19 protein-coding genes and 1 pseudogene are annotated in these 24,736 nt (G+C 68.3%); 10 read left to right on the top strand and 10 right to left on the bottom strand.

All coding sequences use genetic code 11. The features are described 5' to 3' along the window. Positions 1-45: 45 nt before the first annotated feature. Positions 46-2,436, bottom strand: a complete 2,391-nt coding sequence (locus tag AC1RRR_RS13125; RefSeq protein WP_492813686.1) for a TonB-dependent receptor — start codon at positions 2,434-2,436, stop codon at positions 46-48. A gap of 276 nt (positions 2,437-2,712) precedes the next feature. Between AC1RRR_RS13125 and AC1RRR_RS13120 the strand changes: the two genes are divergently transcribed. Further along, entirely contained in the window at positions 2,713-3,900 is a 1,188-nt protein-coding gene (locus AC1RRR_RS13120) for an acetyl-CoA C-acyltransferase (RefSeq protein WP_492813684.1), read from the top strand. Positions 3,901-4,109: 209 nt separating this feature from the next. Then, entirely contained in the window at positions 4,110-4,247 is a 138-nt protein-coding gene (locus tag AC1RRR_RS13115) for a hypothetical protein (RefSeq protein WP_492813682.1), read from the top strand. A gap of 62 nt (positions 4,248-4,309) precedes the next feature. Here the strand turns inward: AC1RRR_RS13115 and AC1RRR_RS13110 are convergent, their stop codons facing one another. Continuing rightward, positions 4,310-6,235 (bottom strand): methyl-accepting chemotaxis protein, encoded by a 1,926-nt coding sequence (locus AC1RRR_RS13110; RefSeq protein ID WP_492813680.1) that lies wholly within the window; start codon positions 6,233-6,235, stop codon positions 4,310-4,312. A gap of 263 nt (positions 6,236-6,498) precedes the next feature. Beyond that, entirely contained in the window at positions 6,499-9,396 is a 2,898-nt protein-coding gene (gene polA / locus AC1RRR_RS13105) for a DNA polymerase I (RefSeq protein WP_492813678.1), read from the bottom strand. A 126-nt stretch (positions 9,397-9,522) separates the two neighbouring features. On the opposite strand from polA, the gene AC1RRR_RS13100 reads away from it, so the two are divergent. The 4 genes from AC1RRR_RS13100 (at position 9,523) to AC1RRR_RS13085 (ending at position 14,406) form a co-directional block, all read left to right on the top strand. Further along, positions 9,523-10,857: a TonB family protein gene (locus AC1RRR_RS13100; protein ID WP_492813676.1), complete on the top strand. Its 1,335-nt coding sequence runs from the start codon at positions 9,523-9,525 to the stop codon at positions 10,855-10,857. Between the two features lie 98 nt (positions 10,858-10,955). After that, positions 10,956-11,984, top strand: a complete 1,029-nt coding sequence (locus tag AC1RRR_RS13095) for an aspartate-semialdehyde dehydrogenase (protein ID WP_492813674.1) — start codon at positions 10,956-10,958, stop codon at positions 11,982-11,984. A gap of 93 nt (positions 11,985-12,077) precedes the next feature. Continuing rightward, positions 12,078-12,989: an EamA family transporter RarD gene (gene rarD / locus AC1RRR_RS13090; protein WP_492813672.1), complete on the top strand. Its 912-nt coding sequence runs from the start codon at positions 12,078-12,080 to the stop codon at positions 12,987-12,989. 10 nt (positions 12,990-12,999) lie between these two features. Further along, positions 13,000-14,406 carry an MFS transporter gene (locus AC1RRR_RS13085; RefSeq protein WP_492813670.1) on the top strand — a complete coding sequence of 469 codons (1,407 nt, stop codon included), beginning with the start codon at positions 13,000-13,002 and terminating at the stop codon, positions 14,404-14,406. Here AC1RRR_RS13085 and AC1RRR_RS13080 read toward each other — a convergent pair. The 4 genes from AC1RRR_RS13080 to ahcY form a co-directional block, all read right to left on the bottom strand. Further along, a complete protein-coding gene (locus AC1RRR_RS13080; RefSeq protein ID WP_492813668.1) occupies positions 14,351-15,136 on the bottom strand; it encodes a transporter in 786 nt (261 codons plus the stop codon). The genes AC1RRR_RS13085 and AC1RRR_RS13080 overlap by 56 nt on opposite strands. Continuing rightward, positions 15,133-16,260 (bottom strand): serine hydrolase domain-containing protein, encoded by a 1,128-nt coding sequence (locus tag AC1RRR_RS13075; protein WP_492813667.1) that lies wholly within the window; start codon positions 16,258-16,260, stop codon positions 15,133-15,135. The genes AC1RRR_RS13080 and AC1RRR_RS13075 overlap by 4 nt, the downstream gene beginning before the upstream one ends. A gap of 3 nt (positions 16,261-16,263) precedes the next feature. Next, entirely contained in the window at positions 16,264-17,115 is an 852-nt protein-coding gene (locus AC1RRR_RS13070) for a bifunctional hydroxymethylpyrimidine kinase/phosphomethylpyrimidine kinase (RefSeq protein ID WP_492813665.1), read from the bottom strand. Between the two features lie 190 nt (positions 17,116-17,305). Next, positions 17,306-18,697 carry an adenosylhomocysteinase gene (ahcY, locus tag AC1RRR_RS13065; RefSeq protein ID WP_492813663.1) on the bottom strand — a complete coding sequence of 464 codons (1,392 nt, stop codon included), beginning with the start codon at positions 18,695-18,697 and terminating at the stop codon, positions 17,306-17,308. A gap of 162 nt (positions 18,698-18,859) precedes the next feature. Between ahcY and AC1RRR_RS13060 the strand changes: the two genes are divergently transcribed. Then, positions 18,860-19,690 carry a hypothetical protein gene (locus AC1RRR_RS13060; protein ID WP_492813662.1) on the top strand — a complete coding sequence of 277 codons (831 nt, stop codon included), beginning with the start codon at positions 18,860-18,862 and terminating at the stop codon, positions 19,688-19,690. Here the strand turns inward: AC1RRR_RS13060 and AC1RRR_RS13055 are convergent. After that, positions 19,687-20,631, bottom strand: a pseudogene (locus tag AC1RRR_RS13055) (DUF1176 domain-containing protein). The gene AC1RRR_RS13060 and the pseudogene AC1RRR_RS13055 overlap by 4 nt on opposite strands. Positions 20,632-20,696: 65 nt before the next feature. Further along, a complete protein-coding gene (gene divL / locus AC1RRR_RS13050) occupies positions 20,697-23,009 on the bottom strand; it encodes a cell cycle protein kinase DivL (RefSeq protein WP_492813660.1) in 2,313 nt (770 codons plus the stop codon). A 129-nt stretch (positions 23,010-23,138) separates the two neighbouring features. Between divL and AC1RRR_RS13045 the strand changes: the two genes are divergently transcribed. The 3 genes from AC1RRR_RS13045 to AC1RRR_RS13035 are packed head-to-tail and all read left to right on the top strand — an operon-like array spanning position 23,139 to position 24,441. Further along, a complete protein-coding gene (locus tag AC1RRR_RS13045; RefSeq protein ID WP_492813658.1) occupies positions 23,139-23,540 on the top strand; it encodes a metallopeptidase family protein in 402 nt (133 codons plus the stop codon). Then, on the top strand, positions 23,537-23,944 hold the full coding sequence (locus tag AC1RRR_RS13040) for an SWIM zinc finger family protein (protein ID WP_492813656.1): 408 nt from the start codon (positions 23,537-23,539) through the stop codon (positions 23,942-23,944). Before AC1RRR_RS13045 ends, AC1RRR_RS13040 begins: the two co-directional genes overlap by 4 nt. Beyond that, the gene (locus AC1RRR_RS13035) at positions 23,944-24,441 is read left to right on the top strand and encodes a GNAT family N-acetyltransferase (RefSeq protein ID WP_492813654.1); all 498 of its coding nucleotides are present in this window, start codon (positions 23,944-23,946) and stop codon (positions 24,439-24,441) included. Before AC1RRR_RS13040 ends, AC1RRR_RS13035 begins: the two co-directional genes overlap by 1 nt. A 1-nt stretch (position 24,442) precedes the next feature. Here AC1RRR_RS13035 and AC1RRR_RS13030 read toward each other — a convergent pair whose 3' ends face one another. Beyond that, entirely contained in the window at positions 24,443-24,721 is a 279-nt protein-coding gene (locus tag AC1RRR_RS13030) for a hypothetical protein (protein WP_492813653.1), read from the bottom strand. Positions 24,722-24,736: the final 15 nt, after the last annotated feature.

Genomic DNA, 24,736 nt, shown 5'->3' with positions numbered 1-24,736 from the left:
CCGGCGGAAGGCGGGCGGCCGCCGAAGCGACCGCCCTCTCTAGAGTTAGAACGACTTGCGGACCGTCACGCCCGCCGTGCGCGGCTGGCCCACCGAGTAGCCCAGGCGCGCCCGACCACCGCGTTCGCGGTCGAAGGACAGCAGGGCGTTCTCGTCGAACAGGTTGTTGACGTAGAGGGTGATGTCCACGCCGTCCACCATCTCGACTCCGGCGCTGAGATTGACGATCTCATAGCTGGGCAGCTGCAGGTTCACGACCGTCGGCACGGTTCCCGTGGCCCCGCCGAACGGCAGGCCCGAGACGAACGAGCGCGGGTTGTTCTCCTGGTCGCTGGCCTGGGTGAAGCGGTTGCCGATGTGCTGCACCGAAGCCTTCAGATAGCCGTTCGCGCCATCCCACACCTCGCGGCTGTAGGTGACGTCGAACGAGATCTGGAACTTCGGCACCGACGGCAGGCGGTTGCCCTCGCGGATGCCGCCGATCACCGCGCCGGTGCCGTCCTTCACCGTGGTGTCGAACTCGGCTTCCAGCAGGCTGCCCGACAGGCCGATGTCCAGACCCGAGGCCAGGCGCGCGGTCAGCTCGCCCTCGATGCCCTTGGTGTGGGCCTTGGCCACGTTGAACACCACGCGCGACGAGCACGAGCCGGCGTCCAGCGTCGTCTGCAGGTTCTTGATGTCGGTGTAGAACACCGCGCCGTTGAAGGTGACGCCGCCGAAGCGCGACTTCACGCCGCCCTCGTAGTTCCACAGCGTCTCGTCGTCGTACTTCTGGTAACCGCCGAAGATCGCCCGATCCTGGGCCGAGCACAGCGGCAGGTTCAGCGGATCGTTGACGCCGCCCAGGCGGAAGCCCTTCGAGGCCTGGGCGTTGAAGGTGACCTGGTCGGTCGCCTCGTAGCTCAGCAGGAAGCGCGGGGTGAAGCCGTCCGACGAGGTCTTGTCGGTACGGTTGTCGCCGTTGGCGAACAGGCCGCCGGACTTGAACTGCCGCGTCTCGCTGAAGTCGTAGTAACGACCGCCCGCCGTCGCGGTCAGCTTGCCCAGGGTGTAGTTCACCTCCCCGAACACCGCCTTCTGTTTGATGTTGTAGGGCAGGTAGGCGTTGTACGGCGAGTTGGCCGCGAAGCCGTTGCGCACCGCCGCGGAGGTGCCGGCGCCCAAGGTGGCGTCCGTATAGGCGTCGTAGCCGGGGGTCGGCAGGGTCTGCTCATAGATGCGGTCGACCTTCGAATAGAAGCCGCCGACCACCCACTGGAACGGTCCGTCGCCCGTCGAGGCCAGGCGCAGTTCCTGGGTGAATTGCTCGAGGTCCGTCGTATCGACCAGCTTGGACGGCAGGGTCACCGCCGCCGCCGGGAAGCCCAGGTCGACCGAGACGCTGCCCGACAACGCGCTGGCGTCGCGGTTCACGGTGATGTTGCGGTCGATATAGCTGGTGACAGAGGTCAGGGTGGCGCCGCCCAGGTTCACGTTGGCCGTCAGGTCCGCCAGCATCGTGTCGTCGGCGAAGCTCTCGTCCAGCAGCAGGTACTGCTCGCGCTCGCCCAGGGTGATCTTGGGCCGCGTCGTGGTGTTGGGATTGGCGAAGAGGTTGAACGATTCCTGGCGGTTGAAGCCGTGGGCCCGGATCTCCTGGTAGACCAGGCGCGGGGTGAAGTTGAACGTCTCGTTCGGCTCGACATAGAACGACACCCGGCCGCCGCGACGCGTGCCGTCGTTGACGTTCTTCTCCTTCTTGCCGCCTTCCTTGAGGGCGTCGATGAAGCCGCCATAGCGGGTCAGGTAGCCGACCGCGCGCATCGCGACCTTTTCGGAGATCGGGATGTTGACCGCGCCCTTCACGTGGCCGCCGAAGTCATCGCCGCCGACCAGGTTGGCGTTGGCCTCGAAGGTCCCTTCCTTCACGCCCAGCTTCGGCTGGTTGGTGATGTAGCGGATCGTGCCGCCCACCGAGCCCGAGCCGAACAGCGTGCCTTGCGGGCCACGCAGGGTTTCCACCCGGTTCAGGTCGAACAGGTCGATGTCGGGCGTGAACAGCGACAGCGAGATCACGGACTCGTCGAGATAGACCCCGACCTGTTCCTTGACGCCGGGCTGGTCGCGGACGACCTGGCCGGCCGAGACGCCGCGCACCGACACCTGGCTCTGGCCGGGACCCAGGTTCTGGATCGTCAGGCCGGCGACGTTGCGCGACAGGTCCTCCAGAGTGACGGCGCCCGAACGCTGGATGTCCTTTTCGGTCTGGGCGTTGATCGAGAAGGGGATGTCCTGGATCGTCGCGTCGCGCTTGGTGGCGGTGACGATGATCTCGTCGACGGCGGTGGAGTTCTGCTGCTGCGCCGCCGCGAGGGCCGGCATCAGGATCAGTGTGGAGAGCGCGCTGGCGCCCAGCAGCGCGCGACGCGCCTGACGGCGCGATGTAGCTTTGGTCATTCTTACCTCCCGTACGGCATTTTTTGGCGCCGCGAGGTCGAGCTCGCGGCGCAATCGCAGCGTTCATCCTGGAATCATGGAAAGTCAACGCGAAACGAAAAGCTGAGAAATCAGTGTTTTAGACACCGGTGTCGGAAGCTTTCGAAATCGACGTATGAAAAGTGGGTCGGCCAGCGATCGGACTGACGTTGACGCGCACGTGATCTTTCGCACCGCGAAAAGCCGGTCTAGGGTGGGCGCAATTCAAACTAATGTTTTAACGGGGAGTGCGCCTCAATGCGCGAAGCGGTCATCGTCTCTTACGCCCGCACGGGCCTGGCCAAGTCCGTTCGCGGCGGCTTCAACAACACCCATGGCGCGGCCATGGCCGGTCACGCCATCCAGCACGCCGTGTCGCGCGCCGGCCTGGAAGGGGCCGAGGTCGAGGACGTGGTCCTGGGCTGCGGCGGTCCCGAAGGCGCCACCGGCATGAACGTCGCCCGCAACGCGGCGATGTGGGCCGGCCTGCCGGTGACCACCTCGGGCCAGACCGTCAATCGCTTCTGCTCGTCGGGCCTGCAGGCGATCGCCACGGCCGCCAACTATGTCCGCAACGACGGCGCGCCCGTCGCGGTCGGCGGCGGCGTCGAGTCGATCTCGCTGGTCAATGCCGGCGGCCACATGAACCGCTACCACATCACCGAAGAGAAGCTGCTCAAGACCCATCCGGCCCTGTGGATGGCGATGATCGACACCGCCGACATCGTGGCCAAGCGCTACAATGTCAGCCGCGAGTATCAGGACGAATACGCCCTGCGCAGCCAGCAGCGCATCGCCGCCGCCCAGGCCGCCGGCCTGTTCGACAACGAGATCGTGCCGATGGCCACCAAGATGAAGGTGGTCAACAAGGAGACCAAGGAAGAGAGCCTGGTCGACTACGTCGTCAGCAAGGACGAGTGTAATCGTCCCGAGACGACGCTGGAGGGCCTGGCCAAACTGGAACCCGTCAAGGGTCCGGGCAACTTCGTCACCGCCGGCAACGCCAGCCAGCTGTCGGACGGCGCCGCCGCCGTGGTGATCATGGAAGCCAAGGAAGCCGCCAAGCGCAACCTCGAGCCGCTGGGCCTGTTCAAGGGTTTCGCCATCGCCGGCTGCGAGCCCGACGAAATGGGCATCGGCCCGGTCTTCGCCGTGCCGCGCCTCTTGGAACGCCACGGCCTGAAGGTCGACGACATCGACCTGTGGGAGCTGAACGAGGCCTTCGCCTCGCAGTGCCTGTACAGCCGCGACAAGCTGGGCATCGATCCGGAGAAGTACAACGTCAACGGCGGCTCGATCGCCATCGGCCACCCGTTCGGCATGACTGGCGCCCGCTGCGCCGGCCACCTGCTGCTGGAAGGCAAGCGCCGCAAGGCCAAGCTGGGCGTGGTGACCATGTGCATCGGCGGCGGCATGGGCGCTGCCGGTCTTTTCGAGATCTTCTAAACAGACCCCGAAAAGTTCCATTTCGACCCTGAAATAAGGCCGGGAACCGTTAAGGCGGTTTCCGGCCTTTCTTGTCGGATCAGGACACCTTCGTCGCGTTTCCAGGAACGCTGGTCGACGAGCTCTTGAACCCGACGCGAGCGGGGCCATATGCGCCTCCGTCAGCGTCCGCGATTGTCGCTTCACGACGCAGACCAGAGATCAGGACCATGGCCAGCAAGGCCTTCTTCGCCGTCGCCCTCCTCATCGCCGCCGCCATCGGCCTGGCGTTGCCGACCCCCAATGCGCCGCATGGGCCGCAGACGACCCAGTCGTCGTTCCAGACGATCGCCCTGAACAAGGGCTGATAGAGAAAGGGCTCCCCGGTTTCCCGGAGAGCCCTTGAAGTCTCTATTGATCGGCTAAACGATCAGAACTCTTCCCAGTCCTCGCTGACCGCCACGGCGGTGTTGCCACGCGACACCGGCGCGGGACGCGAGACGGGTTTGGCCCGGTTGACCACCGGCGTCGCCGGGCGCTGACCCGGACGCGAAGCCTGCGGCACGGCGGCGTTTTCCGCGCCGACCTTGAAGCGCGACACCATGCTGGCCAGCGAACCGGCTTCGTTCTTCAGCGAGTGGGTCGCGGCCGTGGCTTCTTCCACCATGGCGGCGTTCTGCTGGACGACCTGGTCCATCTGGTTCACGGCCGTGTTGACCTCGTTCAGGCCAGTGGCCTGTTCGGTGGTCGAGGCCGAGATCTCCTGCATCAGGGCGTCGATCGAGGCGACCTGCTCGACGATGCGGTTCAACGCCTCGCCTGTCTGGCCGACCAGGTCCACGCCCGCCCCGACCTGCTGGGTCGAGGTCGAGATCAGGGTCTTGATTTCCTTGGCCGCGTCGGCCGAGCGCTGGGCCAGGGCCCGCACTTCCTGGGCGACGACGGCGAAGCCACGACCGGCTTCACCGGCGCGCGCGGCTTCGACGCCGGCGTTGAGGGCCAGCAGATTGGTCTGGAAGGCGATCTCGTCGATCACGCCGATGATCTGGCTGACCTGGCTGGACGAGGTCTCGATCTCGGTCATGGCCGAGACAGCCTGGCCGACGATGCGGCCCGAGCGCTCGGCGTCCGAACGGGCGGCGGCCACGACCTGCGAGGCTTCCTTGGCGCCCGCGGCGGTCTTGCGGACCGTGGCGGTGATCTCGTCCAGGGCGGCGGCGGTCTCTTCCAGGGCGGCGGCCTGCTGCTCGGTGCGGCGCGACAGGTTGTTGGAGGCTTCAGCGATCTCGTCCGAGCCGGCGTTGACGCCGCCGGTGGCCGCGACGATGGCCTTCATGGCTTCCTGCAGCTTGGCGACGGCTTCGTTGAAGTCCTCGCGCAGTTGCTGGTAACGGCCGGCGAACGGCGCGTCGATACGGGCGGTCAGGTCGCCGCCGGCCAGGCGCGACAGGCCCGAGGCCAGGGCCTCGACCACTTCGGCCTGCTCGGCCTCGGCGGCGCGGCGCTCGTCGTCGTTGGCGGCGCGGTCACGCTCGGCGGCCGTGCGGGTGCTCTCGGCGTCCTGCTCGACGCGGATCTTGGCGATCGCGGCTTCCTTGAAGTGGATCACGGCGGCGGCCATCTGGCCGACTTCGTCGCGGCGGTCGGTGGCCGGAACGTCGATGGCGTTGTCGCCCGAGGCCAGGCGGCGCATGGCGGCGGTCATGGCGGCGACCGGCTTGGCGATCGAGGTCGACAGCAGCAGACCACCGCCCAAAGCAATGGCGGCGCTCAGCAGGATGCCTGCGGTCAGCACCAGGTTCGACAGCGCCTGGGCCTTCTTCTGGGCCAGGGCCTCGGCGTCGATCTGGGCCTGGGCCCAGGTCTGGATGGCTTCCAGGGCGTCTTCGACCGGCACCACGGCCTTGTCGGCGACGCCGTCGTTACGGACCAGCTCGACGGCCTGCGGACGGGTGGCCGGATCAGCGCCCAGCTTCAGGGCCGGATCGATGGCTTCCTTGCGGTAGCCGGCATAGGCGTCGCGGATCGCCTGCACCTGGGCCTTGTCGGCCTGCAGCGTGTCCAGCTTGTCCAGGGCGCCGAAGAACTTGACCTTGTGCACGGTCTCGATGCGCTTGACGTAATAGTCGTCGCCCGAAAGCAGATAGCCGCGCAGCGAGTTTTCCTGGCGGGTCAGGCGGAAGGTGGCCGTGTCGGCCGCCTGCATCACCTTGTAGGCGCGGTCGGTGCGCGCGACCGAGTGTTCCAGAACCTTGGAGTTGATGAACAACGCCACGCCCATCGTCGCGATGGTCGCCAGCAGCACGCCGAACACGACCAGCAGTTTCGTGGGGATCCTGAAATTGCCGAAATTCACCGCAGCCTCCGAGGTTCTCGCGAGGTTCGGTCAGGACGAGACTAGCCCCCTAGCCTGCGTGCAACCGAACACACCGCCATCTTTGAGGTCTACAAGGTTGCTGGGCTGTTAACTGTACTGTGGCGGAAGGTCGCAGGATCCTTCCGGTTTCCGTCACAAACTCAACGACTTGCGTACAAGTTGCAGACGCTCGGCCGATACCTGCGCGCGAACGCGGCGAGGCCGGCGACAGCTGGCACTCGCTCCGAACACGGATAAAACCCTTAGTGCGCCTCGTCCCAGTTCTTGGCGGCGCGGGCGTCAACGGTCAGCGGGATCGACAGGGCGACGGCCGGCTCGGCCGCCTTTTCCATCACCGCCTTCACCACGTCACAGGTCCGGTCGGCCTCGCCTTCGGGAACTTCGAAGACCAGTTCGTCGTGCACCTGCAGCAGCATCTTGGCCTCCAGGCCAGCGGCCGTCAGAGCCGCGGGCATGCGGACCATGGCCCGGCGCATGACGTCGGCGGCCGCGCCCTGGATCGGGGCATTGATCGCCGCGCGCTCGGCGAACTGCCGGTGGGCGGCGGACTTGGCCTCGATGTCCGGAATATTGATCTTCCGACCGAAGATGGTCGTGACATAGCCGTGCTCGCGCACGAAGGCCTTGGTCGCGTCCATATAGGCCTGGATGCCCGGGAAGCGCTCGAAATAGGTCTTGATATAGGCCCCGGCCTCGCCCTGGCCGATGCCCAGCTGGTTGGCCAGGCCGAAGGCGCTGATGCCGTAGACGATGCCGAAATTGATGGCCTTGGCCCGGCGACGGATCATCGGGTCCATGCCCTCGATCGGCGTGTCGAACATTTCCGAGGCCGTCATGGCGTGGATGTCCAGGCCTTCCTGGAAGGCCTTCTTCAGCTGCGGGATGTCGCCGATGTGGGCCAGCAGGCGCAGCTCGATCTGGCTGTAGTCGGCGCTGATCAGCACATTGCCCGGCGCGGCCACGAAGGCCTTGCGGATCTTGCGGCCTTCCTCGGTGCGGACCGGGATGTTCTGCAGGTTGGGATCGGACGAGGACAGCCGCCCCGTCGTCGTCGCGGCCAGGGCGTAGGAGGTGTGCACCCGGCCCGTGCTTTCGGCGATCGCGGCGATCAGGTTCTCGGTATAGGTGCCCTTCAGCTTGGACAGCTGACGCCAGTCCAGCAGGACGCGCGGCAGCTCGTGTTCCAGCGCCAGGCTTTCCAGCACGTCGCTGTCGGTCGACCACTGGCCGGTGGCGGTCTTCTTGCCGCCCTTCATGTTCATCTCGCCAAACAGCACGTCGCCGATCTGCTTGGGGCTGCCCAGGTTGAACGGACGCCCGACCAGTTCCTGGGCGCGCTCCTCGAACTTGGCCATGCGCAGCGAGAACTCGTTGGAGAGCAGGCGCAGCGCCTCGGGATCGACGCGGACGCCGTTGTTCTCCATCTGCGCCAGCACGGTCGGCAGCGGGCGTTCCAGGGTCTCGTAGACCGTGGCCAGACCCTCGCGCGCCAGGCGGGGCTTCAGCACCTGCCACAGGCGCAGGGTGACGTCGGCGTCCTCGGCGGCGTAGGCGGTCGCCTCGGGCAGGGCCACGTGCTTGAAGCTGATCTGCCCCTTGCCCGTGCCGCAGACCTGCTTGAACGGAATCGGCTTATGGCCCAGCCACAGCTCCGACAGCTCGTCCATGCCGTGACCGTGCAGGCCGGCCTCCAGCACGTAGGAGATCAGCATGGTGTCGTCGATCGGCGCGACCTGGATGCCGTACCGCGACAGCACTGCGATGTCATACTTGGCGTTCTGGGCCACCTTCAGCACCGCCGGATCTTCCAGCAGCGGCTTGAGGGTCGCGATGACGTCGGCCAGCGGGATCTGCTCGATGTCGGCGGGGGCCTCGAAGGCCAGGCCGTCGGCCTTCTCGCAATGGCCCAGAGGGATGTAGCAGGCCTCGCCGGCCGCCACGGCCAGGGAGATGCCGCACAGGCCGGCGGTGGCCGAACCCAGCGCGTCGGTCTCGGTGTCGAAGGCCACCACGCCCTTGACGGTCGCCTTGGCGACCCAGGCCTTCAGGGTGTCGAGATCACGCACACAGGCATAGGCCGCGTGGTCGATCTGGACCGGCTCGGCTACAGGATTGGCGGCGGCGCGGGCGGCCGCGCCCATGTACGAGACCGTGGTGACCGGGGCCTTGGGCTGAGCCGCCGGCGGGCGGTCCAGCGTACCAGGCGTCGCGGCGGCCGAGCCGTCGCCGACCCGGCGGGCCAGGGTGCGGAATTCCATCTGCTCGAGGAAGGCGGCGAGCACCTCCTTGTCGGGCTCGCGCACCTTCAGCTCGTCCAGCGGCTGGGGCAGCGGCGTGTCGCAGTCCAGCTTCACCAGGGCCCGCGACAGGCGGATCTGGTCGGCGAAGTTGATCAGGGTCTCGCGGCGCTTGGGCTGCTTGATCTCGCCGGCCCGCTCCAGGAGCGTGTCGAGGTCGCCATATTCGGTGATCAGCTGGGCGGCGGTCTTGATGCCGATGCCGGGCGCGCCCGGAACGTTGTCGACGCTGTCGCCGCACAGGGCCTGAACGTCGACGACCTTGTCGGGATAGACGCCGAACTTCTCGAACACCTGCTCGCGGTCGATGCGCAAGCCCTTCATCGGGTCGAACATCGAGACGCCGTCGCCGACCAGCTGCATCAGGTCCTTGTCGGACGAGACGATGATCGCCTCGCCGCCGACTTCGCGGGCCTTGCAGGCATAGGCGGCGATCAGGTCGTCGGCCTCGTAGCCGGGCAGCTCGATGGCCGGCACGCCGAACGCCAGGGTCGCCTCGCGCACCAGCGGAAACTGCGGGATCAGGTCTTCCGGCGGCGGCGGACGGTGGGCCTTGTACTGGTCGTACAGGCTGTTGCGGAACGTCTTCTCCGAGTGGTCCCAGATCACGGCCAGGTGCGTGGGCGTATCGCCCTGCATGTCGCGCATCAGCTTCCACAGCATGTTGCAGAAGCCCTGGACGGCACCCACCGGCAGGCCGTCGCTCTTGCGGGTCAGCGGCGGCAGCGCGTGATAGGCGCGGAACAGATAGGCCGAGCCATCGACCAGGAAGAGCCGGACGGCGGGGCCGTCCTGGGTCAGTTCGGAAGCGTTCGGAAGCGGGGGCGCGGCGACGTCGGTCATGGCGGCAACATAGGGGGCCGGACGTGCGTCGGGAACCCTCTGGCGAACCACGAATGACTGGCTTATTCTCCACTTAAGGTCGAGCAGCGAAGGGGTCGCGCGCGGGCCTATGCTCAGGGTTTCACCGTGTCGCGTAAGCTTCTGCCGGCGCTGCTCGCCGCTGGCCTTTCCATCGCCTGTGTCCACGCCGCCTGGGCCGACGACGACGATGACAATCCGATCAAGACCGAGGGCTGGAAGCCGCGCTTCCAGGTTCACGTGCCCAAGGACAAGATGAAGGCCGCCTTCCCCAAGGGCGCGAAGGCCACCGGCAAGGCGTCGCTGGACTGCGTGGCGGCCGAGGGCGGCAAGCTGGCCGACTGCAGGATCGCCAAGGAAGACCCCGCCGGCCAGGGCTTTGGCCAGGCGGCGCTGTCGGTGGTGGGCTATGAGCGGATCAAGGCCACGGACGAGGCCGGCGCCTCGGTGGTCGGGCGGCCGGTGCGGACCAACTTCGAGTTCCTGGCCCCCGGCGACGCCGATCCCAACTGGCTGCGCAAGCCGACCGGCGCCCAGATCGCCAATGTCTTCCCCAAGAAGGCCATCGAGGACGGCATCGCCGGCAAGGCCACGATCCAGTGCCAGGTCACCGTCGAGGGCTTCCTGCAGAACTGCTTCGTGCGCAGCGAGTCGCCCAAGGGTTACGACTTCGGCCTGGCCGGCCTGCAGCTGGCCCCGCAATTCCTGATGACGCCCAAGATCCGTGGCGGCCAGGCCGTGACCGGCGGCAAGGTGACGATCCCGATCAACTGGGGCGCGCCCAATCCCTCCATGATCCTGGGCAGCACCGCGGTCGTGCTGGACCCGCCGTGGACCCGCGTCCCGACCCAGGCCGCGGTCGACGCCGCCTGGCCCAAGGAGGCCGCCGGCCTGCCCTCGGGCCAGGCCGCCCTGCGCTGCGGGCTGGACAAGACTGGCGGGCTGGATGACTGCGAGATCATCTCCGAACTGCCGCGCGGCAAGGGCTTCGGCAAGGCCGCCAAGGTCCTGGCCAAGGACTTCCGCCTCACCTTCGCACCGGAGGAAGCAAAGGCGGCGACGCGCGTGAAGATCGACGTGCCGTTCCGCTTCCGTGACCCGGCCCTGCCGGACGCGCGCAAGATGACCAAGCCGCGCTGGATCCGCACCCTGGGTCCCGACGCCATGGTCGCGGTCTATCCCGAGGCGGCGGTCAAGGCCGGCGTACGCTCCGGAGAGGGCGCGGTGACCTGCACCGTCACCGCCACGGGCGAACTCGCCGACTGCCAGGCCGCGCGCGAGACGCCGGCCGGCCTCGACTTCGGCGCCGCGGCGATCAAGGCCGCCGCGATCATGCGCATGAACCCGTGGACCAAGGAGGGCGACACGGTCGACGGCCTGCGCATCACCATCCCGATGAGCTTCACCCTGGAGGACGTGCCGGCCGCGCCGCCTAAGCCCTAAAGGCCCCGCCAGCTTTCCTCGCCTTGCGCCCGCCTGGCTTGAGGCGTACGGGAACCACGCTCCGCGCGGTACGCGGACAGAAGTTTCAGGAGAGCGCGATGGGTTACCGGGTCGCCGTGGTCGGCGCCACGGGCAATGTGGGCCGCGAGATGTTCAACATCCTCGAGGAAGTCAAATTCCCGGTCGACAAGATGCACGCCATCGCCAGCCGCAAATCCATCGGCGTCGAGGTCTCGTTCGGCAACAAGATCCTGCACTGCGAGGACCTTGAGCAGTTCGACTTCTCGACCGTCGACATCGTGCTGATGAGCGCCGGCGGCGCCATCTCCAAGGCGTGGGGCGAGAAGATCGGCGCGGCCGGTCCGATCGTCATCGACAACTCCAGCCACTTCCGGATGGACCCGGACGTGCCGCTGGTGGTGCCGGAAGTGAACCCGAACGCCGTCGACAAGCTGCCCAAGAACATCATCGCCAACCCCAACTGCTCGACCGCGCAGCTGGTGGTGGTGCTGGCGCCCCTGCACGCCGAAGCCAAGATCAAGCGCGTCGTCGTCTCGACCTACCAGTCGGTGTCGGGCGCCGGCAAAGAGGGCATGGACGAGCTGTGGGACCAGACCAAGGGCGTCTTCGTCCTGGGCGCCCCGCCGCCCAAGAAGTTCACCAAGCAGATCGCCTTCAACGTCATCCCGCACATCGATGTGTTCATGGAGGACGGCTACACGAAGGAAGAGTGGAAGATGATGGCCGAGACCAAGAAGATCTTGGATCCGGCGATCAAGCTGACCGCCACCGCCGTGCGCGTGCCGGTCATGGTGGGCCACGCCGAGTCGGTGAACATCGAGTTCGAGACCCCGCTGGACGAGGAAGACGTCCGCGAGATCCTGCGCGACGCCGATGGCGTGGAAGTCATCGATAAGCGCGAGGACGGCGGCTACATGACGCCGAAGGAAGCCGCCGGCGAGTTCCCGGTCTATGTCTCGCGCATCCGCACCGACCCGACCGTCGAGAACGGCATCGCGCTGTGGTGCGTGGCCGATAATCTGCGCAAGGGCGCGGCGCTCAATGCCGTGCAGATTGCTCAGCTCCTGCACGACAAGGGCCTGATCAAGCAGAAGACCCCCGCCTAAGATCCGAAATCCGCAACTAGCGGGTGGAAATCAGGGCTCCCGGGGCAGACCTCCCGGGAGCCCTTTTTCATTTCAGACCATGAGGACGACGCCATGTCGGCGAGCGTGAACGAGAGTCAGACCGAAAGTCGCGCCGCCTACGCCGCCGGCGTGGGCTGCTACGTGCTGTGGGGCTTCCTGCCGCTGTATTTCCACCTGCTGTCGAACCTGGGTGTCACCTCGTGGGAGATGATCGCCCACCGCTCGTTGTGGTCGGTGCTGTGGGCTGGGGGCCTCGTGCTGATCGCCAAGCAGGGCGGCCAGGTCGCCCAGGTGCTGCGCCAGCCCAAGACGCTGGGCGTGCTGGCCCTGTCGACCCTGGCGATCTTCAGCAACTGGACGATCTATGTCTTCGCGGTCAACGCCGGCCACGTGATCGAGGCCAGCCTGGGCTATTACATCAACCCGCTGATGAACATGGCCGCCGGCGCCCTGCTGTTTCGCGAGCGCATGACCACCGAGGGCAAGGTCGCCATCGGTTTCGCGGCCGTCGGCGTGGCCATCCAGACCCTGGCCCTGGGCCACCTGCCGATCGTCTCGCTGGGCCTGGCCCTGACGTTCTGCGCCTACGCCATCCTGCGAAAGCAGGTGAAGGCCGACGCCCAGACCGGTCTCTTCGTCGAGTGCGCCTATCTGGCCCTGCCGGGCTTGGCCTATGTCTGGTTCTTGCAATCGAGCGGCCAGGGGCACTTCGGCGCCGGCGCGGGGGTCACCGGCCTGCTGGCCCTGGCCGGCCCGGCCACGGTCGTGCCGCTGGCGCTGTTCGCCTGGTCGGCTCGCCGCCTGCCGCTCAGCGCCGTCGGTTTCCTGCAGTTCATCGCCCCGACCTTGCAGTTCGCCTTGGGCGTGGCGTTCGGCGAGGCGTTCACGCCGCTGCGGGCGCTGTCGTTCGTGTTCATCTGGCTGGGCGTGGCGACCTTCGCCTACGGTGCCTGGAAGAAGACGCGGGCCCTGGCGCCGGCCTGACGGCCGGTCCATGGTCGACGCCATGGACGAAGCCATCTCCAAAGGTCGCGGCCGGCTGATCCTGGCCGCGACCGTGCTGGGCTCCAGCCTGGCCTTCATTGACGGCTCGGTCGTCAACGTCGCCCTGCCGACGATCCGCAGCGCGCTGAGTGCGCGGCCGGAAGAGATCCAGTGGATCGTCAACGCCTACCTGCTGCTGCTCGGCTCGTTGGTCCTGATCGGCGGCTCGGCCGGCGATCGCTGGGGGCGGAGGAAGGTGTTCGTGATCGGCGTGATCCTGTTCGCCCTCGCTTCCCTGGCCTGCGCCCTTTCGCCAAGCATCGCCTGGCTGATCGCCGCCCGCGCCTTGCAGGGGATCGCCGCCGCCCTGGTCGTGCCCGCCAGCTTGGCGATCCTGGGCGCGGCCTTCGACGAAGAACGACGCGGGCCGATGATCGGCGCCTGGGCCGGGTTCGGGGCGGTGACCGGCGCGCTCGGACCGGTGCTGGGCGGCTGGCTGGTCGACGCGGTGTCGTGGCGCGCGGTCTTCCTGATCAACCTGCCGATCGCCGCCGCCACCGTCTGGCTGACCCTGAAGGCGGTCCCCGAGAGCCGCGATCCGGACGTCCAGCACCTGGACTGGCGCGGCGCGATCCTCGCCGCCGCCGGCCTGGGCGCCCTGACCTGGGGCCTCACCGCGGCCGGCGAGCGCGGCTGGACCAGCCCCGCCGTCTGGAGCGCCATCGTCGCCGGCGCGGCGATCCTGGTCGGCTTCGTGGTGCTGCAAGGCCGCGAGGCGCATCCGATGATGCCGCTGTCGCTGTATCGCTCCCCGACCTTCAGCGGCGCCAACCTGCTGACCCTGGCCCTCTATTTCGGCCTGACCGGCGCGATGTTCTTCCTGCCCTACGAGCTGATCGCCAAGCACGGCTACAAGGCCGCGGAGGCCGGCGCGACCCTGCTGCCGCTGTCGGCGGTGATGGGGACGTTGTCGGGCCTCGCCGGCCGGATCGCCAACAAAGTCGGCGCGCGGGCGATGCTGACGGTTGGACCGATCACCGCCGGCGTCGGCTTCGCCTTGCTGGGCATGCCGTGGATCGCCAGCGGCTTCTGGACGGGCGTGCTACCCGGTCTGCTGGTGCTGGCCCTCGGCATGACGATCAGCGTCGCGCCCCTGACCAGCACGGTGATGGCGGCGGTTCCCTCCAGTCATTCCGGCGTGGCGTCAGGCATCAACAACGCCGTCGCCCGGATCGCCGGCCTGCTGGCCGTGGCGGTGCTGGGCCTGGTCTATTTCGCGCCCGGAGGCGGCGGCTATCCGTGGGTGATGGGTATCAGCGCCGTAGCGGCGATCGTGGCGGGCCTGGTCGGCGCGGCGACCATCAGAAGCGGTGGGCCAGGCCCACGACCAGCTCCAGGTCCGGCGTCCGCCGGTTAAGGCCGACATAGGCCGAGGCGTCCAGCTGAACGTCGTGCAGCTGCTTGGGCGTCCAGGCGGCGGTCAGGTCGAAGCTGGCCTGGGTGACATGGCCCGACGGATCGTCGTCGCGATCGACCCACAGCTCCGCGCCCAAGTTCACCGGCCCCACCGCGCGACCGACACCGCCGGCCAGGGCGTAGCCCGCGTGGCGACCCGCGCCCGAAGCGTTCTCGCGCGCCTCGACCTGCGGCGACAGGCTCAGCGACCAGTCGGCATTGAGCGGGATCGAGACGGGCACGACCACCCCGCCCTGCCAGACGTCACTGCCGATCCCGTGCGCGCCAGTCGGGGCGGTGACATAGGGCTGGACGGCGACCGAGAGGCCATCACCCGCCGGGTTCTTCAGCGACCACCGCAGGGCAGCGCCCAGGTCGCCGGCGCCCGAGACGGTGTCGATGACGCCGTGGTCCTTGGTCCGCACGCGCTCATGGGCGGTCCAGCTCAGCTGGCCTTCGATGGTCGAGGTCAGGCCCAGCCGCAGCTCCAGCCCGCCGTACGAGACGTCGTCGACCGAGACCCCGCCCCCGCGCGTGAAGGCCGCGTCGACACCGCCGACCTCGGCCTGGAAGCGGCCCTTGTCCAGGACGCACGGCGGCGAGCCCTTGCCGGGCCGGTCGGCGCAGAAGTCGCGCTCTTCAGCATGCGCCGCGCCCGCCAGAACCAGGAAGGCGAGCGCCGCGCGGATCACAGGGAAGCGTAGGCCGCTTCGATCAGCTTCACCGCGCGCGGGTCGCCGATCAGGGCCGCGCCCTGCTTGTTCATCACATAGGCTCCCGAGACGCCGCGCGTCGGGTCGGCGAAGGCGCACGAGCCGCCCCAGCCCGAGTGACCGAACGCCTCGGCCGTCGGACCGTAGAACAGGTTCGGCTCATTACGCATGAAGCCCGCGCCCCAGCTGATCTCGTAGGGCAACACGAGGTCCTGGCCACGGATGCGCTGGGCGCTGGCGGCCTTGATGCCCGCCGGGGTGATCAGCGAGCGGCCATCCAGGCTGCCGCCGCTGGCCAGGGCGCCCATCAGGCGGGCCAGGGCCGGCGCGGTGGCGTGGCCGTTGGCCGAGGGGATCTCAGCCCGCCGCCACTCGGCCGCGCTCTTGCCGCCGGGCGACGACCAGGGCTTGAGGAAGGCGGCGGTCAGGGCGGGATTGATCTCGCCGAACTGCGGCATAGCGGTCGGGCGCATCAGGTCGGCGACGCGGCCGTGCTCGCTGTCGGGCAGGCCGATCCAGAGGTCGAGGCCCAGCGGCGCGGCGATATCCTCGCGCAGCGCCGTGCCCATGGTCCGGCCGTCGACCCGGCGGAAGATTTCGCCGGCGATGTAGCCGTAGGTAACGGGGTGGTAGCCGCTGGCCGAGCCGATCGGGAACAGCGGGGCCATGGCGGCCAGCTTGGCGCACGTGGCGTCCCAGTCGAACCAAAGCGCCGGATCGGTCTCGTCCGGGAAACCGGAGAGCCCGGCCTGGTGCGACAGGGCCTGCTCGACGGTGACCTCGGCCTTGCCGGCTTGCGCGAACTCCGGCCAGACGTCGGCGACGGGCTGGTCGTAGGCCAGCCGGCCTTCGTCCACCAGCCGCGCGACCAGCAGGGCCGCCACGGCCTTGGTGGTCGAGAACAGGGCCGTCAGGGTGTCCGGGCCGAACGGCGTCTCACGCTTGCGGTCGGCATAGCCGCCCATCAGGTCGACGACGATCTCGCCTTCGATGGCGAAGGCGAAACGCGCGCCCAGCTCGCCGTTGTTCTCGAAGTTCGCCTCGAAGACGTCGCGGACGTGGGCGAAGCGGTCAGGGCACAGGCCGGTGATGTCGACGCTCATCGCTTAGGCCAGTCGCTCGATACGCACCGTCGGCGAAGTCTGCTTGATGCGCGCGCCCATGGCGACGATCGGCAGCTCCGGCGCGTTCCAGATGTTGGCGGCGGTGATGGTCTCGGCCACGCCGCCGACGGCGCGGGCCAGGCCGTACGAGAAGGTCTGCCCCTCCAGGATCGAGGCGGCGTAGAGGGCCGTCAGCAGGTCGCCGGTGCCGTTGGGCGCGCGCTCGGTCTTGGCGTGGGCGGCCAGCCAGGCTTCCTTGTGGTCGGCGAGCACTGCGCCGATCTCGGCCCCGCGCTGGACGGACGAAACCAGGGTCGTCTTGCCCAGCAGGCGCGAGGCCTTCATGGCCGAGATCGGGTCGCGGGCGTCGGTCCCGGTCAGCTTCTGCAGCTCCCAGGAATTGCAGGCCACGACGTCGGCGCGCGGGATCAGGTCGGCGATGATCTCGTCGGCGGTCTCGGTCGGGATGTACAGGCCCTTGCCGGCGTCGCCCATGGTCGGGTCGACCACCACGATGGGTCGGCGGGTCGCCGCGCCGTTGGGCCGGGGCGCTTCACGCACGGCGTCGATCACCCGCGCGGCGGCGCGCGCCTGGGCGGCGGTGGCGAAGTAGCCGGTGATGACCAAGTCGACCAAGCCGAACAGCCCGTTGGCCTCGATGCCGTCCAGCATGCCCTCGAACACCTCGATCGGCACGGGCGCGCCGCCGGGCAGACCCCAGCCGGGGTGGCGGCCATACAGAACCGTCGGCACGACCATCGAGTCGATGCGGAATTGCGCCAGGGCGGTGGCCTGAGCCGTCGCGCCCACCTGGCTGCCGGCGACGTGGCTGGAAAGGATCAAGGCTAGCGGCATGCAAAAGCGATTAGCCGAGCAATGCGGACTTGAATAGGGCGCTTTCGCCGAAGCGATCAAAAGAGAAAGGCCCGCCATCGCTGGCAGGCCTTCCCCTTGGATTTTCAAACGATTTCCGTAGCGGAACTGTCGCTAATTCTGTTGACGCGCGTCCGGGCGGCGAACCGCCCACACTTCGCCTAACGCGCTCTTAGTAGCGATAGTGGTCCGGCTTGAACGGGCCGGTTTCCGGCACGCCGATATAGTCGGCCTGGTCCTTGCGCAGGGTCGAGAGCTTGGCGCCCAGCTTCTCCAGGTGGAGGAAGGCGACCTTCTCGTCCAGGTGTTTGGGCAGGGTGTAGACTTGGTTCTGGTAGGCGTCCTTGTTCGTCCAGAGCTCGATCTGAGCCAGCGTCTGGTTGGTGAACGAGGCCGACATCACGAACGAGGGGTGGCCCGTGGCGTTGCCCAGGTTCACCAGGCGGCCTTCCGACAGCAGGATGATCTTCTTGCCGTCCGGGAATTCCACGTGGTGGACCTGCGGCTTGATCTCGTCCCACTTGAAGTTCTTCAGGCCGGCGACCTGGATCTCCGAGTCGAAGTGGCCGATGTTGCAGACTATGGCGTTGTTACGCATCTGCCGCATGTGATCGACGGTGATGACGTCCTTGTTGCCCGTGGCGGTGACGAAGATGTCGGCCCGGCCGGCGACGTCGTCCAGGGTCTGGACCTCATAGCCTTCCATCGCCGCCTGCAAGGCGCAGATCGGGTCGATTTCGGTGACGATCACGCGAGCGCCGCCCTGGCGCAGCGAGGCGGCCGAGCCCTTGCCCACGTCGCCGTAGCCGCAGACCACCGCGACCTTGCCCGACAGCATGACGTCGGTGCCGCGACGGATGGCGTCGACCAGCGATTCACGGCAGCCGTACAGGTTGTCGAACTTCGACTTGGTGACGCTGTCATTGACGTTGATGGCCGGGAACGGCAGGTCGCCCTTGGCGGCCATCTGGTACAGGCGGTGCACGCCCGTGGTGGTCTCTTCCGAGACGCCGCCGATGGCCGCGCGGATGGCCGAGTAGAAGCCCGGCTTTTCGGCCAGGTACTTCTTCATCACCGCGAACAGGGCTTCTTCTTCTTCGTTCTGCGGGTTGTTCAGGATCGACGGATCCTTCTCGGCCTTGGGGCCCAGCACGCAGAGCAGGGTGGCGTCGCCGCCGTCGTCCAGAATCAGGTTCGGGTAGCCGCCGTCGTGCCACTCGAAGATCTTGTGGGCGTATTCCCAGTACTCGACCAGGTTTTCACCCTTGAAGGCGAACACCGGCACGCCCGAGGCGGCGATGGCGGCCGCGGCGTGGTCCTGGGTCGAGAAGATGTTGCACGAAGCCCAGCGGACCTCGGCGCCGAGAGCCGTCAGCGTCTCGATCAGCACGCCGGTCTGGATGGTCATGTGCAGGCTGCCGGCGATGCGGGCGCCCTTCAGGATCTGCTGCGGACCGTACTCGGCGCGCGTGGCCATCAGGCCCGGCATTTCGGTCTCGGCAATAGCCAGTTCCTTGCGGCCGTAGTCGGCGAGCGAGATGTCCTTGACGATGTAGTCGGCCACGTGCGGCTCCTGCGTCGGGTCGTGGAAGTGAGGGTCTTGGGCGCAGTCTATACAACCCCGAGCCCTATCGAGCAATTAACGCATAAAGATATCTTTATGTCTGTCGGAAGTTGACACATCGTCGATTTGCGCGCGCATTAGTTGAGCATATGGAGATGCTCAATGTCAGGACTTCTTCTGGCCTTCGCCCTGCTGGCGGCCGACGCGCCGCCCCTGGACGAACAGAGCCTGCGCCAGGCCATGACCGAGGCCGCCGCCAACCCCGGCGCTCGCGCCCTCACCGGCCAGCGCTTTCGCCTCGTCACCCGCTTTGTCGAGGAGAAGCCGCGCAAGTACGGCATCTTCAAGCAGTCCGGCCGCTGGCTGTACGACCGCAAGAAGCAAACGCTGGTCACCTCGGTCGGCCTGGGCGAGATCACCGACCGTAACTTCGGGACCTTCAAGGAAAGCGGCCTGGCCGCCCTGCCGCCGTTGCAGTCGTTCTTCTTCAACGTCGACACCCGGCGCGGGCCGCAGCTGGACGCCAAGGGCCGGCCGCCGGCGTTCATCGTGCGGTCGGCGGTTCCGGGGATCCGGCCAGGAATTCCGGGTCGCCAACCACCACCCACATCCAGCTATGAACTGGCGGACTCGACTCGCGCCGTCAGCTTCGGCCTGGCTATTCCCTACGAGGAGAACGGCCCCTCGGCCCTGCCGGCGGGCATGGCTCCGCTGGAGGTCAGCCAGGCGCGCGGTCGCCGCGACCACGCCGAACGCTTCGCTCGCGACCTGACCCTGGTGGTCGAGGGCGAGATCACCGATCTGGGCCAAAAATCGCAGGTGTTCTGCGGCGGCTATCGCGGCGCGCTGACCTTCAAGGAACTGACCGGCAATACCCCGAACTGGATCAAGGACCGCCAGTGCTTCGTTACGGCGCGGATCGACCACGTCCAGGTGATGCGTGGCGAAAAGGAAGTCAGCGCCTGGCCCAAGGCGCCCAAGGCGGCGGACTAGCGCGTGCGGTACATCGTGACCCAGTAGTCCTCGGGCAGGCCTCGGCAGATCTGCAGCTCGGTCCGCTCGATCAGGACGAAGCCCTTGCCCGTCCAGGCATAGGTGCGGGACTCGCCGCAGTCGGCCAGGCCCCGCCCCTTGGCGTAGCTGTAGAGCTTCTGGTCGTCGGTGTTGAACACGGCGTTGGTGGCCATGGCCCGGGCGTCGCCCGCCCCGCCCAGGTCGGCCAGGCGGACATGACCGCCCTTCTCGTCGGCCAGCACCAGGGCCGAACTGATCTGATAGGCCCCGACCCAGCAGGGGATCACCCACAACACCACGCCCGGCGCCAGACGGTTCGAACTGGGTTCCTCGGGCGCCTGCGCCTGGCAGTCCATCGGCTTCGCCGCGGCCAGCACGGCGGCCGGCGGGGTGTCGGTCAAGCCGTCCTGGCTCACGGGCTTGGCCGCCCGGACCAGCGGCGCGAGCGGCGGCGGCGGAACCGCCGAGGCCGGGGCGGTGCCCTTGGCGACCAGGGCGGTGACGCCGCCAACGCGCTTCTGGCGATCGTCCATTCAGCGCAGACTGGCCGAGCCTCCGGCCAGCGACACGGTAGCGACGGTGCGCTGGCCGTCCTTGGCCTCCAGGGCCTGGCCCCGCGCGATCGCCGCCAGCAGCGCTCGCGTCTGGGCCGGCGAGACCGACCAGGTGCGGTATTCGTCGTCCGTCCCTTCGGGCCGCTCTGTGCGCGCCACGGCCTTGCCGTCGACCGACAGGGTCAGAGGCCCGGAAACGCCCTTGGCGGTCTCGGCGTCGATGCCCAGGTCCAACGTGGCGACCGCCTCGGCTTCAGCGTCACGGCGCAGGCGCAGCACCACGCCGTACGCGTCCTCGGGCGGAAAGCCATAGGCCGTGCACATACGGACATTGTCGCAGGCGACCCACCAGTCCTTGATGGCCACGTCCTCGGCCCGGGCCGGCGCGGCGATCGCCAGCAGCCCCGCCAGCAGGACCGCCGCGCGAAACACTAGAAGCCCAGTTCCGGCTGCATGGCGCCCGGTTGCTGGGTCTCGGGCAGGTGGCAGGTGAAGGTCGAGCCGGCGCCCGGCTCGCTCTCCAGCGCCACCCAGCCGCCGTGCAGCTCGACCAGCGCCTTGACCAGGGCCAGGCCCAGGCCGGGACCACCACGATCGCGGCCAACGAAGCGGTCGAAGATGTGGGCCTGGACGTGGAACGGCACGCCTCGGCCGGTGTCGGAGACGTCCAGCCGAACCTCGCCCAGCGCGCGGCGGGCCTGCAGGGTGACGCGACCGCCGGGCGGGGTCTGGCGCAAGGCGTTCTCGACCAGGTGATCCAGGGTCTGGGCCAGGCGCTTGGCGTCGCCACGGATCAGGCCGACGTCTTCCTCGCACTCGACCGCCAGGGTGACGGCGCCCAGCTGGGCGTCCTTCAGGGCGCGCTCCTGGGCGTTCAGCAGCAGGTCGGCGACGCGGATGTCCTCGATCTCCAGCGCCATCTCGCCGGCGTCGATCTGAGCCATGTCCAGCACGTCGTCAATCGAGCGGGCCAACTGGGTGGCGGCGGCGCGGACGGCGGCCACATGATTGCGGCCGCGCTCGGAGATGCCGTCGGCGCGCTCAAGCAGCTCGGAATAGCCGATGATCGTCGTCAGCGGCGTGCGCAGCTCGTACGAGACGTTGCCGACGAAGTCGCGCTTCAGCCGCTCGGCCTCGGCCAGGGCGGCGGAGCGGTCGGACAGCGCGTTCTGCAGGTCGCGGGTGTCGGTGACGTCGGCGAAGGCGATCAGGGTCGCGCCGTCCGGCAGCGGCCGGCTCTGGTAGACGACGATGCGGTCGTCCGAGGTGCGGACCTCGCCCGACGTCGGGGCGCGCATCTGCGGATCGGGATCGGCCACCCGGCCCTTCAGCTCGCGCCAGAAGGCCAGGTCGTGCAGGCGCGGCACGCACAGCTCGACCACGCCCTCGAAGTCGCCGGCCGCCTCCAGCGAGAAGGCGCTGACGTTCCAGAAGGTCTCGAAGGCCTCGTTGTGCAGGCGCAGGCGGCCGTCCGAGCCGAACACGGCGACGGCGTCGTTCAGCTTGTCGAGGGTCGCCTGCTGCACCTGGATCAGGGCGTTGTACTGGGCCTTCAGGCGCAGCTCGCCGGTGATGTCGGAATAGATCAGCAGCATGCCGCCCAGCGGGTGAGGCTGGCGCACGACCTTGAGGGTGCGTCCGTCGGGCAGGTGCCACAGGTCGTCGGCCTGGGGTCCCAGGTCCTCGTAGCGGGCCAGCTCAGCGGCCTTCCAGCCGGAATAGTCAATGCTCTCGGGCAGGCGGCGGCGCTGACGCAGGCGGTCCAGGATCTCGCCGTGGGTCGGACGGTCGCTCAGCCAGGCCGGCTCCAGGCCCCACAGCTCGGCGAACGAGGTGTTGTAGTAAGACAGCCGCCGCGTCTGGCTGAAGATCGCCACGGCCTCGGCGATGTGGTTCAGGGTCTCGTCGTGGGCCTCGACGTGCTTGCGGAAGGCGTCGCGGACGTCCTCGATCTCGGTGACGTCGGCGCAGAACACGCCCACCCCGCCGCCGTCCAGCGGCTGGGCCGACAGGCGGAACGCCCGGCGGCGGCCTTCCAGATTGATCCAGCGCAGAGCTTCGCGACGCTCGCCCTTTTCCACGGCCTCGACGACCAGGGCGTCGGCGGCGCGATCGAAGCTCTTGCCGGCCAGGGCCGCGGCCGAGGCCGAGGCCGCGCCGACCGCGCGGATGAAGGCGTCGTTGCCCCAGGCCGGCTGACCATCGGCGCCGGCGATCCAGGCGGGCTCGGCCACGCTGTCGACGAAGGCGGCGAAGCGGGTCGCCGACGGCAGGCTGGCGTCACCGCCGCTGGCGGGCGCCAGACGCAGCCAGGCTACGGCGCCGGCCGCGCGGCCCTCGACCGAGATCCAGCCGCCGCTGCCGCGGGCCTCGAACACGCAGGGCTCGCCGCGCTCGAACAGGGCCGTCAGCTTCTGGGCATGACCCGGATCGACCGCGCCCAGGGCGGCGACCACCGCATCGACGCCGGCCGGCGCCCCCAGCACACGGGCGCAGGCGGCCAAGCCCTCGGCCCCGGCGGCCAGGCTGGGACGGCCGCCCTCGACGGCCAGCACGGCGGTGTCGAAGGCCTCGACCCAGGCGGGCGCGTCCAGGGCGTCACCGCCTTGCAGCGTCAGCCGGTTCTTCAGCGCGGCGAGGCGAGCCTCGTAGTTACGGCGCTGCCCCAGCGACCACAGGGTCACGCAAATGGCGAGGCAAACCGCGCCAGCCGCCGCCGCGAGGATCAGGTCGTACGAAGTCATCAGTGCGCCCAGCGGGTCCTCGAATCAGACTTTCAGAATAGTCCGCCTATGGCCAGGGGGGCTATGGGCCAGAGGGGGTATGACTTGGAGGCTATGGCGTCGCGCGCCAATCGCTCTATTTGGAGGGTCATGACCTGGTCCGACCGCTCCGCGCCATCGCTCGACGACTTCGCCGTCCTGGCCAAGCAGGCCTTCGACGCCCTGCCTGACGACTTCCGCAAGCTGTCGGGCGACGTGGTCATCCGGGTCGACGACTTTCCGGCCGAGGACGTCTTGGACAGCCTGGGCATCGAAGATCCCTTCGAGCTGACCGGTCTCTACCAGGGCGTGGACCTGGGCCGCCGCTCGGTGCTGGACTACGGAACCGAGCCGTCGCGGGTCTTTCTCTACCGCCGCCCGATCCTGGACGAGTGGGCCGAGCGCGGCGACGTCACTCTGGGCGACCTGATCGCCCACGTGCTGGTCCACGAGATCGGCCACCATTTCGGCCTGTCGGACGACGACATCCACCGCATCGAGGACGAGGAATGAGCCTGTTCGACGTAGAGTCCTGGCGTGAACGCATGGACGAGCGCTGGTTCGACACCGGCGTGGCCATGGCCGAGAAGGGTGACGTCGACCTCGTGGCGATCGAGGACGAGAAGGTCACCGCCCACGTCACCGGCAGCGTCGGCGACCTCTACGTCGTGGAACTGCGCGCCCCGAACGGCGAGGGCTCCTGCACCTGCCCCGGCTTCGAGAAGTTCGGCGCCTGCAAGCACCAGGCGGCCGTGGTCACCGCCGCCAACGCGGCCGACCTGACCAAGGTCCGCGACCGCATGGCCAAGCTGCGCGACGGCCTGGCGCTGGACACCAAGGACGCCCTGGTCGAACGCCTGGCCGAACTGGCCCGCGTGCAGCCGGGCGTGCTGGCGGCGCTGGAGGGGCGCGGCTGATGGAGACGTTCGCGACCGCCCGGCTGAAGGCTACAAAGCTCTCGCCGGCGGATCGCGACGACCTGGTGGCGCTGCACCTCGATCCGGAAGCCTCACGCTATCTGGGCGGCGTCCGTTCGCCCGAAGCCACCGACGCCTATATCGAGACCGGCCTGCGCCACTGGAGCGACCATGGCGTCGGCCTGTGGACCCTGCGCACGGCCGACGGCGCCTTCGTCGGCCGCTCGGCGCTGCGTTATATCGACCTGGAAGGCGTCCGCGAATTCGAGATCGCCTACGCCCTGGCCAGCTCCGCCTGGGGCCAGGGCCTGGCGACCGAGATCGCCACGGCGATGGTCGATCTCTGGCGCGAGCGGTGCGACCAGCCCGAACTGGTCGGCGTCCTCGTGAAGGGTAATGCGGGCTCGGAAAACGTCCTGCGCAAGGTCGGCTTCGCCTACGAACGCGACGCGCGGTTCCATGAAGCGGGCTGCGGCGTCTTCCGGCTGCGGCGCTAGCTCACCAGAGGCGGCGGACCGGACCCCAGGCGGGGATCTCCGCCGCGTGGGTCACGACGAGGCCGTCGGGATGGCGGACCTGGACTCGGAACTCCAGCGCCCGGTCGCGGCTCAGCAGAAAGCCGCCTGATCCGATGTTGCGCACGCTCAGCACCACGCCCTCATCGGCGAAGTGGGCTCGGATCCGGTGCGCCGAGATACGCCTGACGGCCAGGACGGCGACGACAAAAACCGCCGCGACGGCGGCCTGGCTGAAAAACGGAGCAAAGGAGCCGTGCACGGCGCCCTCCATGGA

The sequence above is a fragment of the Caulobacter sp. GW821-FHT12D05 genome (assembly GCF_058807295.1).
The sequence above is the reverse complement of the archived record's forward strand: the minus strand, read 5'-3'. Positions and strand labels throughout refer to the sequence as shown.